Annotated in this window: 15 protein-coding genes, 1 pseudogene and 1 other annotated feature; of the genes and pseudogenes, 1 reads left to right on the top strand and 15 read right to left on the bottom strand. The window is 40.6% G+C overall.

Features of this window, described 5'->3' with window-relative positions; all coding sequences use genetic code 11:
- The 4 genes from rpoB to G5B11_RS07905 form a co-directional block, all read right to left on the bottom strand.
- Window positions 1-3,855: a DNA-directed RNA polymerase subunit beta gene (gene rpoB, locus G5B11_RS07920; protein ID WP_173727495.1), complete on the bottom strand. Its 3,855-nt coding sequence runs from the start codon at window positions 3,853-3,855 to the stop codon at window positions 1-3.
- 302 nt (window positions 3,856-4,157) lie between these two features.
- Window positions 4,158-4,529 (bottom strand): 50S ribosomal protein L7/L12, encoded by a 372-nt coding sequence (gene rplL, locus G5B11_RS07915; RefSeq protein ID WP_158421682.1) that lies wholly within the window; start codon window positions 4,527-4,529, stop codon window positions 4,158-4,160.
- A gap of 76 nt (window positions 4,530-4,605) precedes the next feature.
- Window positions 4,606-5,148, bottom strand: coding sequence for a 50S ribosomal protein L10 (rplJ, locus tag G5B11_RS07910; protein WP_173727493.1), 543 nt, complete (start codon window positions 5,146-5,148; stop codon window positions 4,606-4,608).
- Between the two features lie 90 nt (window positions 5,149-5,238).
- Window positions 5,239-5,373 (bottom strand) — a sequence feature (ribosomal protein L10 leader region).
- A gap of 228 nt (window positions 5,374-5,601) precedes the next feature.
- Window positions 5,602-5,784, bottom strand: a complete 183-nt coding sequence (locus G5B11_RS07905; RefSeq protein WP_158421680.1) for a DUF6472 family protein — start codon at window positions 5,782-5,784, stop codon at window positions 5,602-5,604.
- A gap of 118 nt (window positions 5,785-5,902) precedes the next feature.
- Between G5B11_RS07905 and G5B11_RS07900 the strand changes: the two genes are divergently transcribed.
- The gene (locus tag G5B11_RS07900) at window positions 5,903-6,958 is read left to right on the top strand and encodes an FAD:protein FMN transferase (protein ID WP_173727491.1); all 1,056 of its coding nucleotides are present in this window, start codon (window positions 5,903-5,905) and stop codon (window positions 6,956-6,958) included.
- 14 nt (window positions 6,959-6,972) lie between these two features.
- On the opposite strand, the gene G5B11_RS07895 is transcribed toward G5B11_RS07900, so the two are convergent.
- The 11 genes and pseudogenes from G5B11_RS07895 to G5B11_RS07845 form a co-directional block, all read right to left on the bottom strand.
- Window positions 6,973-7,926 carry an SGNH/GDSL hydrolase family protein gene (locus G5B11_RS07895; protein WP_173727489.1) on the bottom strand — a complete coding sequence of 318 codons (954 nt, stop codon included), beginning with the start codon at window positions 7,924-7,926 and terminating at the stop codon, window positions 6,973-6,975.
- Between the two features lie 90 nt (window positions 7,927-8,016).
- A complete protein-coding gene (locus G5B11_RS07890) occupies window positions 8,017-8,265 on the bottom strand; it encodes a kinase (RefSeq protein ID WP_173727487.1) in 249 nt (82 codons plus the stop codon).
- 145 nt (window positions 8,266-8,410) lie between these two features.
- Window positions 8,411-8,587 (bottom strand): annotated as a pseudogene (locus G5B11_RS19555) (sporulation transcriptional regulator SpoIIID); the annotation flags it as partial.
- Entirely contained in the window at window positions 8,574-10,109 is a 1,536-nt protein-coding gene (locus G5B11_RS07880; protein ID WP_158421676.1) for a recombinase family protein, read from the bottom strand. The pseudogene G5B11_RS19555 and the gene G5B11_RS07880, both read right to left, overlap by 14 nt.
- A 95-nt stretch (window positions 10,110-10,204) precedes the next feature.
- Entirely contained in the window at window positions 10,205-11,311 is a 1,107-nt protein-coding gene (locus tag G5B11_RS07875) for a hypothetical protein (protein ID WP_138344429.1), read from the bottom strand.
- A 2-nt stretch (window positions 11,312-11,313) separates the two neighbouring features.
- Complete coding sequence (locus G5B11_RS07870) at window positions 11,314-12,483, bottom strand: hypothetical protein (RefSeq protein ID WP_138344428.1); 1,170 nt, start codon at window positions 12,481-12,483, stop codon at window positions 11,314-11,316.
- A 39-nt stretch (window positions 12,484-12,522) separates the two neighbouring features.
- Window positions 12,523-14,196, bottom strand: a complete 1,674-nt coding sequence (locus tag G5B11_RS07865; protein ID WP_138344427.1) for an RNA-binding domain-containing protein — start codon at window positions 14,194-14,196, stop codon at window positions 12,523-12,525.
- A gap of 128 nt (window positions 14,197-14,324) precedes the next feature.
- Window positions 14,325-14,501: a hypothetical protein gene (locus G5B11_RS07860; RefSeq protein WP_171030313.1), complete on the bottom strand. Its 177-nt coding sequence runs from the start codon at window positions 14,499-14,501 to the stop codon at window positions 14,325-14,327.
- A 307-nt stretch (window positions 14,502-14,808) separates the two neighbouring features.
- Window positions 14,809-16,158 carry a VapE domain-containing protein gene (locus tag G5B11_RS07855; protein WP_158421674.1) on the bottom strand — a complete coding sequence of 450 codons (1,350 nt, stop codon included), beginning with the start codon at window positions 16,156-16,158 and terminating at the stop codon, window positions 14,809-14,811.
- Entirely contained in the window at window positions 16,067-16,771 is a 705-nt protein-coding gene (locus G5B11_RS07850) for a CHC2 zinc finger domain-containing protein (protein WP_158421673.1), read from the bottom strand. The genes G5B11_RS07855 and G5B11_RS07850 overlap by 92 nt, the downstream gene beginning before the upstream one ends.
- Before the next feature lie 21 nt (window positions 16,772-16,792).
- The gene (locus tag G5B11_RS07845; RefSeq protein ID WP_138344424.1) at window positions 16,793-18,031 is read right to left on the bottom strand and encodes a hypothetical protein; all 1,239 of its coding nucleotides are present in this window, start codon (window positions 18,029-18,031) and stop codon (window positions 16,793-16,795) included.
- Between the last annotated feature and the right edge of the window lie 2 nt (window positions 18,032-18,033).

Raw genomic sequence — 18,033 nt, 5'->3', positions numbered from 1 at the left:
CTATTCTTCGTCATTATCGAAGGTTTCTTCTAATTCTTCGTAATCTTCTTCCTCGTCCTCATCTACATCAACAAGCTCATCACCGTCGAATTCCTGTTTGGTGTAGCCATGTTTTGCAAATGATTCATGATCCCGATGTCCCCGGGAATCTCCTTCAATAACAGCACGAAGATCTGTTTCTCCGTAATCTACACTCTCCATGATCTCCACTTCAGTCTGGTCATCACGAAGAACCCGCACATCCAGTGCCAGGGACTGAAGCTCTTTAAGAAGTACCTTGAAGGATTCCGGAATACCCGGCTCAGGGATATTATCCCCCTTAATAATAGCTTCATAGGTCTTCACACGGCCTACAACATCATCAGACTTCACTGTAAGGATCTCCTGCAGTGTGTAAGATGCGCCGTATGCCTCCAGTGCCCATACCTCCATCTCTCCGAAACGCTGTCCACCGAACTGAGCTTTACCACCCAACGGCTGCTGTGTAACTAAGGAGTATGGGCCAGTAGAACGTGCATGGATCTTATCATCAACCAAATGATGCAGCTTCAGATAATGCATGTGGCCAATGGTAGTCGGACCGTCAAACGGTTCTCCTGTACGTCCGTCACGAAGCTGTACCTTACCATCTCTGGAAATAGGAACACCCTTCCAAAGAGCTCTGTGCTCTTTATTCTCATCCAGATACTGCATAACATCCGGAGCAAGTATATCTTTGTATTTCTCTCGGAACTCCTCAAAATCCTCTGTATTTACATAGTCATTTGCAAGTTCCAGTGTATCCTGGATATCATTCTCGTTTGCACCATCAAATACCGGTGTTGCAATATTAAATCCAAGAGCCTTTGCAGCAAGGCTAAGGTGAATCTCAAGGACCTGTCCGATATTCATACGGGAAGGCACACCCAGAGGATTTAACACGATGTCCAGAGGACGTCCGTTAGGAAGGAATGGCATGTCCTCCACTGGAAGAACCCTGGAAACAACACCCTTGTTACCATGACGTCCGGCCATCTTATCACCAACAGAGATCTTTCTCTTCTGGGCAATATAAATACGGACAGCTTCATTAACACCTGGAGACAATTCATCGCCATTCTCTCTTGTAAATACCTTTGCATCCACTACGATACCATACTCACCGTGCGGCACCTTAAGGGATGTATCACGAACCTCTCTTGCCTTCTCACCAAAGATGGCGCGGAGAAGTCTCTCTTCTGCTGTAAGTTCAGTTTCTCCCTTAGGAGTTACCTTACCTACCAGAATATCACCAGCACGTACTTCTGCTCCGATACGGATGATACCACGCTCATCCAGATCTTTAAGAGCATCATCACCAACACCAGGGACATCTCTTGTGATCTCTTCCGGTCCTAACTTGGTATCACGTGCTTCTGCTTCGTATTCCTCAATATGAACAGATGTATAAACATCATTCTGTACAAGCTTTTCGCTTAAAAGAACAGCATCCTCATAGTTATAACCTTCCCAGGTCATAAATCCGATCAGCGGGTTCTTACCAAGAGCAAGCTCACCATTGGATGTGGATGGACCATCAGCGATCACATCACCTGCCTCCACGTGCTCGCCCTGATTTACGATTGGGCGCTGATTGTAGCAGTTGCTCTGGTTACTTCTCTGGAATTTTGTAAGATGATAATCATCTTTTGTTCCGTCATCATTCTTAATTGTAATATCTGTAGATGTAGAGCGAAGAACAGTACCTGCTTTCTTAGCAAGAATACATACACCGGAGTCTACAGCTGTCTTGGTCTCCATACCAGTACCAACAACCGGTGCTTCTGTAGTAAGAAGCGGTACGGCCTGACGCTGCATGTTGGATCCCATCAGCGCACGGTTGGCATCATCATTCTGAAGGAACGGAATCAGGGCTGTAGCCACAGAAAATACCATCTTCGGGGATACATCCATATAGTCAAACATCTGGCGCTCATACTCCTGAGTTTCTTCACGGAAACGACCTGAAACATTCTTACGAACAAAATGTCCATCCGCATCCAAAGCCTCATTCGCCTGTGCCACATGATAATTATCTTCTTCATCTGCGGTCATATAAACAACTTCATCTGTAACCCGCGGATTCTTTGGATCTGTCTTATCAATCTTACGGTACGGAGCTTCAACAAAGCCGTACTGATTGATCCTTGCATAAGATGCAAGGGAGTTGATCAGACCAATGTTCGGACCCTCTGGAGTCTCGATAGGGCACATTCTTCCGTAATGGGAATAATGTACATCTCGCACCTCAAATCCGGCTCTGTCTCGTGACAGACCGCCTGGTCCCAACGCAGAAAGACGTCTCTTATGAGTCAACTCACCAAGAGGGTTATTCTGATCCATAAACTGGGACAGCTGGGAAGATCCAAAGAATTCTTTAACAGCTGCAGTTACAGGCTTGATGTTGATCAGAGACTGGGGAGAAATACTCTCTGTATCCTGCGTGGTCATTCTCTCACGAACCACTCTCTCCAGTCTGGAAAGACCGATACGGTACTGATTCTGAAGAAGTTCGCCTACTGCACGGATACGGCGGTTGCCCAGATGATCGATATCATCATCATTACCCAGACCGTACTCAAGATGCATGTTATAGTTAATAGAAGCAAAAATATCTTCTCTTGTGATATGTTTTGGAATCAGATCATGGATATCCCTGTGGATCGCTGCCTTTATTTCCTCAAGAGTGTCATTTTCTTCCAGGATTTTCTGAAGCACAGGGTAATATACTAACTCTGTAACACCCAGTTCTTCCTTTGGATCCTGAATCTCAGGCAGATAATGGCGGATATCCACCATCAAGCTGGAAAGGACTTTGATCCTGCGGTCTTCTTCCCCAAGGATCCACACATAAGGAACTGCTGCGTTCTGGATCTCATCTGCCAGTTCTCTTGTAACAACAGTACCGGCTTCTGCAATGATCTCTCCGGTAGACTCTTCTACCACATCATCTGCCAGCTTATGTCCTACAATTCTCTTATTGAAATGAAGCTTTTTGTTGAATTTATAACGTCCAACCTTTGCCAGATCATATCTTCTCGGGTCAAAGAACATTGCCCCGATCAGGCTCTCTGCACTCTCTACTGCCAGAGGCTCACCTGGACGGATCTTCTTATATAATTCAAGCAGACCTTCCTGGTAATTGGTGGAAGTATCTTTTGTAAAGCTGGCCAGGATCTTAGGCTCCTCACCAAACAGTTCTACAATCTCTGCATTTGTACCAACACCTAATGCACGGATCAGGACTGTGATCGGTACCTTTCTGGTTCTGTCAACACGAACATAGAACACATCGTTGGAATCAGTCTCATATTCCAGCCATGCGCCTCGGTTAGGAATAACGGTTGATGAAAACAGCCTTTTACCAACTTTATCGTGAGCAATTGCATAATAGATTCCAGGGGAACGTACTAACTGGCTTACGATAACTCGCTCGGCTCCGTTGATTACAAAGGTGCCTGTAGCTGTCATCAACGGTAAATCTCCCATGAAAATCTCGTGTTCGTTGATTTCTTCTGTTTCTTTGTTAATCAGTCTCACTCGAACCTTCAAAGGTGCGGCATAAGTCACATCACGTTCTTTACACTGTTCGATGGAATATTTCGCATCCTTCTCATCAAATGTAAAATCGATGAACTCAAGGCTGAGCTTTCCGCCGTAATCTGCGATCGGAGAAATGTCATCAAAGACTTCCTTCAATCCTTCGTCGAGAAACCACTGGTAAGAATCTTTCTGGACTTCAATCAGGTTTGGCATTTCCAGGACTTCTTTTTGTCTCTGGTAGCTCATTCGCATGCTTTTTCCAGTTTTTACAGAACGAATTCTGTTTTTTTCCATTGACGTTTCACCCCTGTTTTTATTTTTTATTACAATCTAAGCCTTCTTTGCCTATCCTCCTATCAGAAATCTGTATATGAGTTTCTGACCAGATTTCGAGGGCAGAGTAGGCATATCATGCCATAATATAGCATTCTTCACTATATCACAACGAAAAAAGGCTGTCAACCAATTTTCTCAATTTTTTTCGTTTTTTATATTATTTCCAGCTTTACCCAGTCTATTCCCTGTTTGCAGGCAAAAAAAGAACCCCCGCAAACACCTGCGAAGCAAGCATTTGCGGGGGGCATAAAAGGCAAAAATTATTTAAGAGTAACTTTAGCGCCTTCTGCCTCAAGTTTAGCCTTGATATCCTCAGCCTCTGCTTTAGAAGCACCCTCTTTAACTGCTTTCGGAGCGCCATCAACAACAGCCTTAGCCTCTTTCAGGCCTAAACCTGTTACTTCACGAACAACTTTGATAACTTTAACTTTGTTCGGGCCAACTTCTGTCAGCTCTACGTCAAACTCATCTTTCTCCTCAGCTGCCTCTGCCTGTCCTGCTGCTGCAACAACAACACCTGCTGCTGCGGATACGCCGAACTCTTCTTCACAAGCTTTTACTAAATCATTTAACTCTAATACGGATAATTCTTTGATTGCCGCAATAAATTCTTCAGTTGTTAACTTTGCCATTTCAATTACCTCCATTTTATAATTTTATTAATAATGAATTTTCCCTCTATAGGGGATCATGATATAACCGGCCAGATTATTCTGCTGCCGGTGCCTCACCCTCAGCTGCTTCTTCTGCAGCAGGTGCTGCGCTCTCTCCGCCTGCTTCTGCAATCTGCTTAAGCACACGAGCGAAGTTTGTGATCGGAGACTGGATGCTTCCAAGAAGTTTTCCAAGAAGTTCGTCTCTGGAAGGAACCTGGGACAGTGCCTGAATTCCTGCCTGATCATTGTAGTTGCCTTCAACAATACCAGCTACTAACTCAAGAGCCGGATACTGTTTTGCATATTTTGCAAGAATTCTTGCGGGAGCAGTTGCATCTGTATCAGAGATAGCCAGAGCATTTGTTCCATGTAAATGCTGAATCAGATCCTCGCATGCAGTACCTTCAAATGCACGATGCATCATAGTGTTCTTGTAAACCTTGTACTGTACACCAGACTCTCTTAACTCTTTACGTAAAACTGTATCCTGCTCAACAGTAAGACCACTGTAGTTAACCAGAACTACTGCCTGTGCGTCTTTAATGCTGTCAGAAATTTCATTTACGATTGGTTGTTTCAGTTCTACTTTTGCCATGAAATGGTACACCTCCTTATAGATTTTGATATACCGCCGTCACAATGAGACTCTACCCGGAGGGTTTTTATTACCAGAAAGCACATGCTTTCCTGCAATATAAAAACCTTACTGCATGACAGTAAGGTTCCAGTAATCTCTTATAAGAATACTTATTCCTCGGTAGGCGTTTTAAACCTTATGCCATACGGCACCTACTGTCTTCGGCAGCGTTCTAAAGAACAATATCATCTTTTTCCAGATATGTCAATACCTTAATTAAAAATTTTTGCATCTCCCGTTACTTCTGTGTTACTGTTCACTCCGTTCACAGTAACGTAGCCAAAATTCATTCCAGATTGCCTGCGGCAATGGAATTTTGGCTTGTATGTCTCGGGATTTTGGCATATTCATGCCAAAACACCTCGCGGGATAGTGGTGTGTGAACAGTAACACTTCTGTATCCGGATACTTTTACATCTGTTTTCGCACTACCCGGTATTCGTCCCCCATTTTAAAATAAGGACATTGTCTGAAATTTCCTGTAATAAAATGTGCCATCTCATCTTCATCCAGATTCACTTCACATGTATAGCACTCATAATCCTCATCATAAGAATAGTTTACACAATACTCACAATTAGTTCCTTTTTCCATCGTAATCTCCCCTTAAAACTTATTTTATTTCCTGCTGTGCCTGGCCTTCTTTTTCTGGTATACTTTCCTTATGCAGGAAGGTACGCCAAAATATCCTGCAGGAAAGAAACGATTTCATATGAACAGACATTTTTCTTATATTATTCTTTTGCTGTTGTGCACTGTCTTTTTATCCGGATGTAAAAATACAGACAGCTCCCTGCAAAATTTCCAAGATACCTCCCAGCCCCTTCAGGAAACCTCCCTGAAGCTGAACACGGTTGTTACCATTACAATTTATGATGCACAGGATCAGACCCTTCTGGATCATTCCATGGCACTTTGTGACAAATACGAAAAAATATTCAGCCGTACACTTGAAACAAGTGAGCTTTATCAATTGAATCACCGTAAGCTTTCCCATGTGGATGGCAGAGAAAATTCCTACCAGATATCCCAGCCCCTTGCCGATCTGATTGCCACCGGCCTTTCCTATTCAGAAGCTACCCAAGGTGCCTTTGACATTGCCATTGCACCTCTTACATCTCTTTGGAATTTTACAGCTGAAAATCCGATTCCACCTGAATACAGTGCCATTCACACTGCCCTTTCTTCCTGTGGCTATCAGCACGTAAATCTGCAGGATCGGATCATTACCTTTGATTCTCCTGATATCCAGATTGATCTGGGTGCTGTAGCAAAGGGATACATTGCTGACCGTATTAAAGAGTATCTTGTATCCCAAGGTGTAGAAAGCGGGATCATTAACCTGGGCGGAAATGTTCTTTGCATAGGAAAAAAGCCTGACGGAACTCCTTTCAAAATAGGCATCCAAAAGCCTTTTGCAGATCGCAATGAAACAGAAGCCATTATGGATATCACGAATAAGTCTGTAGTATCTTCCGGTATTTATGAACGCTGTTTCCAATACAATGGCAAATCTTACCATCATATCCTGAATCCTAAAACAGGCTATCCATACCAGAACGGCTTGATTTCCGTTACTATTGTCTGTGATCAGTCCGTGATGGGCGATGCTTTAAGTACCAGTTGTTTTGCCCTTGGATTAGAAGATGGGCTTACCTATGCAGAATCCCTGGACAATGTTCAGGCAGTGTTTATCACAGACGATTATGAAATGCATTATACCAAAGACTTCCAAAAAGAAATCCCTGTTACAGACACAAAAAACTGATTATCCTGCCTGTTCTATCCCCAGATACCGCTTCTTACTTCCTCCAGATTTTCCAAAATGTAATTGTATATTTCTATGGATACATTTGCCGGATAATGCAGACCATCCACAGTAGCATACCCATTTTCCACAAGATGGGTATAAACATCAATGTATTTCACTCCGGAAAGATTATTCTCCATAGATGTGTTAAAGCTTTCAATCTGCGCATTGGTTATATAGGGATCCTTCTCAACCGGTCCTACAGACACAAAATATGTCTGGGCTCCTATTGCCGCCCATTCGTAGGCCTTTTCATTAATGTAATTGATATAATTATTTACATTGAAAGGGTCATTTACTCCCATCAAAAAAATAATGGCCGTGTTTTTCTCGATCTCATCTTCGATCTGCGGTACTCCAGTCTGCACCATCCAATCATATCCTTTTCCTGAAAGGCAGGACCAGACACTGTCATCTCCTACTGCGTCCCGGATTCCTTCTGTCCTGGAATCTCCCACAAAGATCAGCTTATCATTCGTCACCGTATCCGGATGGTCAGGTCTGCTTAAAGTGCCTTCTTCCGAAGACTGCTCAGACTTTCGCTTCGCCGGAGTTATGGTAGGTGCCTGGGTTATGGTGGACACTGGACTCATTTCCGGTGGAGGCGTGATACTCACAACAGGAGCCGCACTGATCTCTGGTTCACTGCTTATCTCTGGAGTGGCACTGACCGCAGTCACAGATGCAGGGGCAGCTGTTGGCTCAGGACTTAAAGATGGAGTTATACTTGGTCTTACCACAGTAACTTCTTCCGTCATTTCCTGTACAGTCTCTGGCACACCGGAAGGCTTTGACGGCCCTGCTGTTTCTGCCTGCTGTGCCTTTTCTTCACTGTTACCACAGCCTGTACACCCTATCATTATCATGCAGATTAAAATCAATCCAAATCGTCGGATACCTTTTTTCTCTTTTCTAAATATTACCAAATTATACACTTCCTTAAAAAAGCACATATGTAGGAAGAGTACAGCAGTTACTCTGCTGTTTTCCCTTGCATTTCGCATCACACATCCTGTTCAGGCCAGCATGTCCGGCCAGCTAAGGATTTCTTTTGAAATCACTTCTTCATAATCCCCTTCTATATCCTGACTTCTGCCAGCTTCAAAAACATTGGTTTCTGCTCCCCAGACCTTATCTTCATATTCCCACACATGAAATTTCAGACCCCGGAATAAGAAATCCAGACTTCCGCAATTGTCTACTTCTGTATATTCATATTTAATTTTCTTTTTCTGTAATGCATCCTGTACCTTTGTCAGCCGCATATGCTGCACCTCCGATTTATTTCTGTTTTCTCCTTCTTACTCACCAAATAATTACCCAAATTATACAATAGCTTCCCAGCAGATTCAACCCTTGCCCTATATCTCAGCACGATACTACAGCCCCGGAATCGGGGCTGCTGCATATTTAACCACCATCCTGCTCTGGATATTTTTCATGAAGATGCAGGTACTTCTCCCTTGTAGCCAGTCCGCCCCGGATATGTCGTTCCTGCTTGTTCACCTCCAATACCTCCCGTGTCCGTTCTGCCAAAGACGGACGAATAGACGCCAGACGCTCTGTCACATCTTTATGTTTGGTTGTCACTAATTAGAACGGTTTCATCTAGGCCCAAATCTCCAAAGATGCGTAAATAAATATCTACATTACCATCCTTGTCCACTTCGATTTTCTGGATTATGCGTTTTAGCTGTGCATTGGTCATCTGGCGGACATCTGAAATATCTTCAATCTCTTTAAAAGTACGATTCAGGATTGTTTCCAGCTGTTCTCCTTTTGTCAGATGATAGGCAACCATTTTCAACTCATTTTCCAGACGCTCGATTTCCTGTTTTGTTCCGCCGATTTTTTCATTCAATTCCTCACGGGTAATGAGATCGTCTGTGTACATATCCATATATTTCTGACGCATCTTTTGAAGCTTGCGAAGCTGTGCATTCAGTTCCTTTTCGTAATTCAGATTCTCGTCTTTCGCCTTGTAAACCCGTTGAAATTCACTCGTCACATGACGAATTACATTTTTCTTTGCTTTCAGCAGCTCGGAAAAATATTCGGATAAAACTTCAATCAGCTCTTCTTCGTCTACTGTCTGCGCATTGGGGCAGCTATCCGCACCACGACCATTATGACCGGAGCAGACCCAGCGAATATAGGTATTCTTATAGGTACGAACCGTTCGTCGGAAAGACCAGCCACACTCCTTACATTTAATCAGAGTAGAAAACAAATACTTATTGCTCTGCCGTTCCTTCGTTAATTTAAAAGCCTTGCTTCTGGACTCCAAAATCTCCTGTGCCTTTTCATACATTTCCGGCTCAATAATCCGCAGTTCCGGACGTTCTGTTACCATCCACTCCGTTTCATCTTTTTCCGTTCTCTGTCCGGTCAGGAAGTCAGCTACTTCCTGCTTACCATTGATGATTTTACCGGTATAAAGCTCATTTGTCAGAATCCGGCAGGTTGCATTCTGGCTCCACTGGCAATTACGCTTTGTCCGGATGCCCTTGGCATTCAGCATATTCGCAATTTTGGCGGCACCGTAACCTTCTTCGATATACCATCTATAAATCTGACGGATAACAGCTGCTTCTTCCTCATTGATTGCCAAATTAAAGTAATCACCGATGGTTTTATCATATCCGTACACAATATTCGGAACTCGTCCCTTTTCTGCATTCATTTTCTTGCCGAACTTTACACGCTTAGAAGTATTAGCACTTTCCTCCTGCGCCAGTGCGCCAAAAATCGTCAGGACAAATTCGCTGTTTCCCATGCTGGTCATATTGGCTGTCAGGAACTGTGTTTCGATACCCAATGCTTTCAGCTTGCGGACGTTTTGCAGAAGGTCAACCGTGTTTCTTGCAAAACGGGAAATATCCTTTACAACCACCATATCAAACAGTCCATGCTCGGCATCTACCATCATGCGTAAAAATTCTTTTCGATTTTTTATTTTTGTACCTGAAATTCCTTCGTCAGCATATAATCTTACTAAGTTGTCACCGGTACGCTGGGTGTACTCAGAGAAAAATTCTTTTTGCGCTTCCAGACTGTTGAGCTGGTCAGCTTTATCGGTGGAAACTCGGCAATAGGCAGCTATATTCATAGTTGATACCTTCCTGTTACATTAAAGTCGTTCTGTTACAACTTTAGTATACACTGTTTTAAATAAAATAACAATAAGAAAAAGTACCTTAGCATTTATGCCAAAGTACTTTCCTCTAATTTTACAAGTCCACTACAAATATCTTTCATATTTTGATTCATATTTGAAAAAATCCCTACTAATAATTCTAACATCATTTCTAATATTTCTTCATTTACATATGTTTCTTCATTTTTTTGTTGTCCATATCTAAAATGAGCTATTGAGCATCTTTTGTCATATATCCAATTATTAATGCGTTCTAACTCATTATCACCCTCTGATTCATTAAACAATAAAATGTACATCTTATGAATCAAAGGCATTCCTGCAATTTTTAAGATTGCTAATGCGTTTATTCGTTCATCCCTTCTCATCGCTTCATTTATATGTAATTTTAATGCATCCGAAATATTCATATTATACTTTTGTACAAATTCGCTTGCCCTGTTTGGAATAAAGAGAAATTCTATGCATTGATATAAACTTAAAAATTTAATTCTAGTGTCTTTGATGATAAGAAAATCCAAAATATTACTGCATATTTTCCTTACACATATCATTGATAATAGTTTTTCCATAGTTTCTTTATAAACAGGAGTTATTTTTTCACTATTCGCAATCAATAATAATACTGAAACTCTCAACACATCATCCAAAGAATCAATATCTATTTCCAACTCATTATTTACCACCTTAAAAATTGATAATCCATAAATCAAGTCAAGAATATTATCTTCTGAAAAAACAACCGCATCCATACCTTCTTCTGGTTGTAATCCCAAACAATAATCTATCAGTTCTCTTGATTCTACTTTTAGTTGGTAATATTTTTCTGTTATACTTAAAATTTGACATCCGATACAAATTGCGGCCCTTTCTTCCATCACATATCCAAAATTTTCAAATTTTTCAGCATACCTTGTATCTATTCCTACATAAAATTCTTCCTTATATTTTATAAAAACAACTGTGGGCAAATAATCATGTCTCCTACCGATTATAATTGCATCTTTTAATAATTCACAACACTCTGCCCGATTTTCTTCGCTTATAGATATATGTCTATTTACAGATACAATATATTCTTTATGTTCCTCACTAACTCGGGTAGCAAACTCATCAAAAATCTTACCCGTCATTTGTAATAGATTTCTTGACATACTTATTCTCTCCAAAACGTCTCCATAGAAGGAATCTCTTCAAGTTTATCATAGCGAATTAACTCGCTAAAAGCATTTTTAAATAAATGCCTTAAGCTATCACCAATTCGTGTTCTTGGTAACTTTTCAACAATTTCATTCAAAACTTCAAGACTTAAATATGTCTCTGGTTTACTTTCAATACATTTTATTACTTTTGCAATTTTATTATCCAATTCTAATGCTCTATTTCGTTTTTCTTCATCACTGCGTTGAACTCCCATTTTTCCCATAATATACTCTGCACATGAAACCACAAAACCTAAACATACCGGATCACTACGGAACAAATCTTGTCCAGATGCAAACTGTTTACCTTCAACAGTTTCACTTGTAGCCGTTACTGCAAAATCCAACTTACACAGATTGCGAAAAGTATCTACAAACATTTCAAAATTTACTGCACTATCAATTGCTTCCATCATATCAAAACGTTGAAATTCATCTGCCAGTTCATCATTAACATCAACATTCACTTTTCTTGTATTAAATCCAAGATACATTTCAATAAGTGATGATTTTTTAAACATTCCCGCTTTACGTCGTTTAATTTCATCAACAGCTAAAATATTCAGTTGAATATCAAGCAATGGATCTGTCTTTTTGATTTCTTCAGAAATTTTATTACTTATTCCATCAAAAATCACTTCTAACTGTCTGCGAGTATTCCACGGAACCTGCCCTGTATTTAAAACAAGCATTCGATATAATAATTTAGTACTTGCATCTGAACACCAAAATTCCACACGGATTTTTTGTTGTTTATTGTCCTCATAATTTTCAAAGTATATATTACTCCTCTGCATACCGTCAATAATAGAAATCTGCCCCTCATTAACACTTTCTAACAACATGTAAAATTTTGATTCATCCAAATTTTGCATATTCTCAGTTGAAAAAAGCACTCCCAAAACTACCTGTGGAAAAATTGCTCCTTTTCTAAAATCATCCGCCATACGCTTTCGAATTTTCGCCGCTGTAGAAGAACGTTTTATAACACTTCGCTGTCCATCAATGTTTCCATTATTATTAAACGCAAAAAATGACAATTTCTTATATTCTTCTAATGTCATCGTTGTTAAAACAGACTTACAGCCACTTCTTACATCATCTACTAAATCTAAAATTTTCATCTATGTGTCTCCCTTCCTTAACATTATGAATCTTTTTGACTATTTGTTTTTTACAAACCATTTGGAATATCTATTCCCACCACTAACTTCAATTATCCCATCTTTCTTTAATACTTGTAGCAAATTTGAAACCTTCTTTGATTTCTGTTCCTCACTCAGCACCTCCGGCAAAGCCTTCTCTAAAACTTCCATCAAATCTTTTTTGCTGGCTTCTCCCATTGACTGAAGTGCTTTTATAATTAACTGCTTGCAAATATCATCATCTAACCCTTTATTTCGAACATAAGCAGCTTTCTGTCCGACAATATCTGCCACCTTGAAAGATACAAAAACATTAGGATAACGTCCTTCCACAAGACCTTTTTTCTTCAAATCCTTAAAGCTTTCTTTAGAAACTACTTCCTGTTTCTGAACTTTATCCAACAAAAATACAGTTCTCATATCTAAATCTTCATTGGAATATAAAAGCTGAGTATAATTCTTATCCAATATCTTTCCGTACACAGTCACTGTAACTCTATTAATTGTGTTCAAATCATATGTCGGCAATGGGAAGCATTTATCACGCTGTATCTGATACATCATTGGTATTCCCATTGAATTTGTATCAATCATATACAGATTTACCATTGCGTTACACAAAAACACATTTCGATAATACGGTGGTTTATATCCCGGTTCCAGTGCTTGTTCAATAGTTTCTGGTATAAAAGCCCCCTCATTGATAAATACCAGTCTGTCCTCAAATTCCTCTACGTTGATTTTTCCACGCAAGCGATAGTCCTGATGAGCAATACAGTTATTAATAATCTCTTTGATCAGCTCTGGTTCATATTGATCTACTTCATCCGGAAACAAAGTCTGCTGTCCGGCAATATAACGATACTTTACATTTCTGATCCTGGAATATACCTTATCCACTGCCATTAACATCGGTATATCAAAATGTTCATAAGCTTTTACCGAATTATCTGCATTATAAAGTGTCCAGGTAATTCTAGGAATAAAGCCATCAAAGAAATATTTAGCCTCACTTTTTCCTAATAACAATAATGCCGTTCTGGTGATTTTTCCTTTTATTGTAATACCAGCTTTATTTAAAACCTCAATATCAGACAGTTTCTTTAAAACTTCCTGTGCTTTTTTTCGATCACTCTGACGTTTTGAGAAAAGTTCTCTTGCTCTTTTAATCGCTTCTTCATCCAAGTCTTCTATCGTTGCATCTTCTACAATTTCTTTTGACCAATCCATTCCTATTTGACTTCTAAGTAGATCTACTTTATTCATCGGAAGCGGTGATATAGATTCATGCTCTCTGGCATACGCTGCCCCTTGCCATGTTGTCGGAATCCCCCTAATAGCTGGAGGAATTTGAAATGCTATCACTCGACATTTTTCCATTGTCAGTTCGTATATCTCCAGAAATGTCAATCGTTCATTGGTTCCATTTACGATTTCCTTTTTCAAACTTTGCAGACTTCCCTGTTTCCGAAATTCCGTTCCTACATATCGTTTATCATCCGAAATTCCGAAAATCAGCCACGCCTCCTGTAATCCCCGAAGATTTGCTTCATTGCTAAGTGCAGAAAAATATTTACCAATGTCATTAAACGAATAATTTGTGCGTGCTTCTTTAAATTCTACAACTTCATTTTCAAAAGATTCTATCATGCGAACAATCTTTTCTTTTAATTGGCTATCCGTATATATCATATTCTTCCGCCTTTCAAAATTTTCTATGACTAAATTCTATGACTAATCTATGACTTTCTAGAACTAATTTTAACTGATTTTCAGACAGAACACAAGCAATAGCAAAAAAATAAAAGGCATCCCACGCGCTACGCAGGACACCCTCCATCATGTTTTGGTTCATTGGGAAGCTCATCCGCTGCTTCTTGTATTGCCTGTTCCACCTTACTTGCATTTGCTTCAATCAATATCTTTAACAGATAGTCGGCGGTTACTTCCGCTGTGTTTGGATTATGGAATCGATAATTAAGTTTTCTCTTTTTCATAGCGGAATTTCCACCTCCTCCCGTATATCCTTGTCCATAACTATGAAAATATTTTTTCAAATAGTCCTACCAAATGTCATTCCTGTTCAACTTAAATAGATGCCGGTCAAAGGGGCATCCCTGTTGTAAACCACTGCTGTAAACAAGCTCCAAAAAATCTAATTCTTTTTGTTTTTTCAGTTTTCTTTCCTCAATACCAAATTACTCTTATATATCTGTTTACTGTTTACAAATTCTACGACTCAAAGCAATAACCATAGATAAAAGCGTAAACTACACGCCAACTACCGTAAACCTGACTGGCTTTTTACCGGAAGGGTAACTCCATCTGCCGGGCTTTCTCCTCAGTAACCGGGTACCAGTCATTTTCATTTTTTAAGTCTTTTGCATCTCGTTTACAGTTTTCGTTTACACATACCCACGAACGCTGTGTACCGTAATCCTTGAATCTTGTCATCGTACCCTGTTTCCAACCCACAATGCTTGTATTCATAATTTCACAGATGCGGTCTGTCTCCGCCTTCTTCGGCTTTATATAAGGATTGTCCAGTGCCTCCTTAAACAGCATCAATGAACAGACTTTCCTATCCTCATGTTCATCCAGCCATGCCTGTATCATTCCGGCTTCCGTATCATCCGCCATGAACTCCTGCCGCAATTTATCAAGCTGTGCTTCTGTTTCCTTTGAAAACGCCAATTTAAAATTCCCATTACGGTACAACATCATTGCTTCCGCCCACACCTGATCAATATACTGTCTGGATTCCTTCTCATTTTCGAGGATATGAACCTCCATCTCTGCCCGGTTCGTCTGAACTGGAACGAATCTTCGATTTCCGGTACGGTCAAAAGGCAGGAATCGCTTTATATTGGATGTTCCTCCAAATACACATTGCCTCGGACGATCAAGAGCATATACTGCATAAGAATCCCGATAAGTCTCTTTCTGCCTGCTCAGAAAGCTCTTTGTTTCCTCAATACTCTTAGAGCGTGCCGTTGCGACCATTTCAGACATTTCAATCATCCAATGACCACGAAGCTGACAATAAACTTTTTCCGAATCCAATTTGCCGATGTCATCGGTGAACCAGTCGTCCTTTACTGCCATGAATCGAAAAAATGTAGATTTTCCTACGCCCTGACCACCGACCAGACAGAGCATATATTCAAACTTAATTCCAGGGCGGAACGCACGGGCAATAGCTCCCAGCAAAAACATTTTCATACTTTCATACGTCAACTCATCCACAGGTGCGCCCAAGAAATGATGCAGCACATAGCGGATACGCTCCTGTCCATCCCATTGCAGACTATTCAGATAATTCCGGACAGGATGATATTTGTTCCGATCTGCCTGATGGACAATACTTTTCTGCACAACCTTATCCATCGTCAAACCATACGTTTCTTCCAGATAAAGCATAATATAGTTCAAATCCATATCTGTGAATGCCGGGCTTATCCGTTCCCACCACACAGGTTTTACAAGGTCTGTCTGCTCAGTCAAAATATTATACCGGAATACACCTTTTAGCAGAGAATCATGTTCTAAAATTAGCTTACAGTTATGCCGATTGTTTTTCACAGCACCCTTCTGTGTTATTTCCAGTTGTTCTCTGATTTCCTCTACTGTCAACTCCGCTTCCATTATATCCATTACTTCGCACAATTCCTGTCGTGTCTGTGGCGTTAAAGTCCGAAATTCTCTGTTCAATCGCTGTCACCTCCTTCCCATGAGCTACCACTACGGCAACTCGTTCTTCTAATGTGCCTGATAATAATATATCCAGCAGGTACTCTATTTCTGATATTTTTTCCAATGCCTCCATAAACAACGGATGCCAGACATCTTCCATCTGTTTCGGCGAATACTCTTCTTTCCACTGTTTCAACAAATGCAGGTAATCTACCAATGCACGGAAATATCTATTTTCTGCCTGCAGATACCTCTGTTCCTGTGTTAGCTGTCGTTTGATTTGTTTTCTCTGTGGCGGGCTGTGCCCCATGTTCTCATAATATACAGAAAAATCCCTTACCAGTTTCTCTGCCGCCTCTTTCGGTTTTAAATTGTACAAGTGTGCCGTAAAATCAATCACATCCCCATCTGCCTGACATCCGAAACAATGAAAACGCCTGTCCACTTTCATGCTCGGATTCTTGTCACGGTGAAACGGGCAGACCGCCATTCCGTTCCTGTTTACCCGTATTCCATAGTATTCTGCAGCCTGCCGGGTAGTCACAGACTGTTTAACTGCTTCAAATATATTCATCCTTTTCCTCTTTCCTTTACATCACAACTCCATATCGTTTCTTCCTAATTTAATTCTTCCTTCGTGTTCCCATCGCTCCCGGTTCTCCTGTTCCGCAGTAATTTTCGCTTTTGTCAGCCTATCCAGAATGGAACTTCTGGCTTTTTTCTTAATCTGCTCGGTATTCGCCTTTTTGACTTCTGGTTTTATCAGCGTGGTCTGAATTGTTTTAACTGCTGTCTGCATAGCTTTTGTAATTTTGGTAATTACTCCATCCAATCGGCTTGCAGCATAAGTCCTTTCTTTTTGGGAAGCCTTGCGCTCAGGGGAAAGCACCCACGCCTTTGACTGTTCTACCAGACGAATGTCTTCTTTATGGGTTTCCACTCTGACCTCATCCGTCACAACCTCCACAGCTTTGTCGTAAGCAATATCTGAAACTTCATCGATCAGAGCTTCCACATCCTCAATTTTCAAAGTAAGTCTATCCAGTATTTCCGTCTGGTTTTTCATCTGTTCCTTTTGCTTAAACAGAATATAATCCTGTTTTTCAAGATAGTCACGCCCTCCATAAGACGGTTCTTCTTCCAGATGCAACCCGTATTTTCGGGTTATATCAAAAAGCATTATCCGGCAAATAGCATCAAAAGTCTGCTTTCGATTATTATTGCGGCCTTTGGGTTTATCCGGTTTTGGAAGTGGAATCCCTAATTCTTCCAGTGCTTTTTCCTGCTGAGGACAGATTTCCCCGTACTTATTCTCACAATCAAATACATGACGTTCATGGATGTGCGGTGTTCCCTCATCCAAGTGCAGTGCCCAGTCCAGAATATGTACATGAGAACCGAACCGATTTGTAAACTGCTTTGTAAAGTCCTGTACGACCGCAAGCAATATTTCATAGGAAACAGATTCTTCTACTGTTCCTATTTGAAAAATAGTTTCCTCTGGACAGGTTTTATTGTTTTTTAGTAAATCTTCCACAGATCGGTTACGCTCTGTATGACGGGTTCTTGCATTTCTTTCATTCTGCGCTTCTATATGCATTCCATAATGTTCCTGATAAAAAGTACATTCAATCTTCTCAAAACTGATATCCTGAGAATCTTCTTCCCTGCTCTGCATTGTGGTATAGCCACGGTAACAGTCCCAGTAAATATTTTTTCTGACTCTTCCAGCATCAATATGTTCACTGTTTTCCAAATCGAAACGGCGATCATTATGCCTGGGATTGTAAGTGCCATTTTTCCCGGAGCGTCCGTTGTGTCTTGTTGCTTTCAATA

The sequence above is a fragment of the Blautia glucerasea genome (assembly GCF_013304385.1).
GTDB classification, from domain to species: Bacteria; Bacillota; Clostridia; order Lachnospirales; family Lachnospiraceae; genus Blautia_A; species Blautia_A ammoniilytica.
The sequence above is the reverse complement of the archived record's forward strand: the minus strand, read 5'-3'. Positions and strand labels throughout refer to the sequence as shown.

Excerpts from the sequence above, each read along its gene's own strand:
- rpoB (WP_173727495.1), bottom strand. The coding sequence starts at position 3,855 with ATGGAAAAAAACAGAATTCGTTCTGTAAAAACTGGAAAAAGCATGCGA.
- rplL (WP_158421682.1), bottom strand. The coding sequence starts at position 4,529 with ATGGCAAAGTTAACAACTGAAGAATTTATTGCGGCAATCAAAGAATTA.
- rplJ (WP_173727493.1), bottom strand. The coding sequence starts at position 5,148 with ATGGCAAAAGTAGAACTGAAACAACCAATCGTAAATGAAATTTCTGAC.
- G5B11_RS07905 (WP_158421680.1), bottom strand. The coding sequence starts at position 5,784 with ATGGAAAAAGGAACTAATTGTGAGTATTGTGTAAACTATTCTTATGAT.
- G5B11_RS07900 (WP_173727491.1), top strand. The coding sequence starts at position 5,903 with ATGAACAGACATTTTTCTTATATTATTCTTTTGCTGTTGTGCACTGTC.
- G5B11_RS07890 (WP_173727487.1), bottom strand. The coding sequence starts at position 8,265 with ATGCGGCTGACAAAGGTACAGGATGCATTACAGAAAAAGAAAATTAAA.
- G5B11_RS07880 (WP_158421676.1), bottom strand. The coding sequence starts at position 10,109 with ATGAATATAGCTGCCTATTGCCGAGTTTCCACCGATAAAGCTGACCAG.
- G5B11_RS07875 (WP_138344429.1), bottom strand. The coding sequence starts at position 11,311 with ATGTCAAGAAATCTATTACAAATGACGGGTAAGATTTTTGATGAGTTT.
- G5B11_RS07870 (WP_138344428.1), bottom strand. The coding sequence starts at position 12,483 with ATGAAAATTTTAGATTTAGTAGATGATGTAAGAAGTGGCTGTAAGTCT.
- G5B11_RS07865 (WP_138344427.1), bottom strand. The coding sequence starts at position 14,196 with ATGATATATACGGATAGCCAATTAAAAGAAAAGATTGTTCGCATGATA.
- G5B11_RS07860 (WP_171030313.1), bottom strand. The coding sequence starts at position 14,501 with ATGAAAAAGAGAAAACTTAATTATCGATTCCATAATCCAAACACAGCG.
- G5B11_RS07855 (WP_158421674.1), bottom strand. The coding sequence starts at position 16,158 with ATGGATATAATGGAAGCGGAGTTGACAGTAGAGGAAATCAGAGAACAA.
- G5B11_RS07850 (WP_158421673.1), bottom strand. The coding sequence starts at position 16,771 with ATGAATATATTTGAAGCAGTTAAACAGTCTGTGACTACCCGGCAGGCT.